A 358-nucleotide genomic window follows, 5' to 3' on the forward strand; every position below is an offset into this window, starting at 1 on the left:
AGGTTACTAAGTTAAAGCTTTCCATTGAATTCGTCATCTACATTATACTGCAGGGTTGAAACAATGATTTTCTTTGTACTGTCTGAATCATCAAATTCTATGTCACCGCTATCGATATGTTCTTGTGTGTATATAACCTTCACACCTTCATATGTTTCTTTTATCTTTTTCGTGGACTTAGGATAATGATTCTCCGGTATCTTTATTATCGAAGAACTAATTTTTTGCTTTTTAAGCTCTTTTGCGAAGCTGGCTAATATTTTTTCGTCTGAATGAAGTTCTCCAAACATGGCAGATAATAGGTTCTCTGGATGCTCGGGGTTGAATACCTTTATCGAGGATATGGCTTCTTTAGCTG

The 358-nt window shown here is 35.5% G+C and carries 1 pseudogene; it reads right to left on the reverse strand.

The window, feature by feature from the left end:
- Positions 1-11 precede the first annotated feature (11 nt).
- Positions 12-358, reverse strand: a pseudogene (locus ALO80_RS14255) (hypothetical protein); the annotation flags it as partial.

The sequence above is a fragment of the Pseudomonas caricapapayae genome (genome assembly GCF_001400735.1).
GTDB classification, from domain to species: domain Bacteria; phylum Pseudomonadota; class Gammaproteobacteria; order Pseudomonadales; family Pseudomonadaceae; genus Aquipseudomonas; species Aquipseudomonas caricapapayae.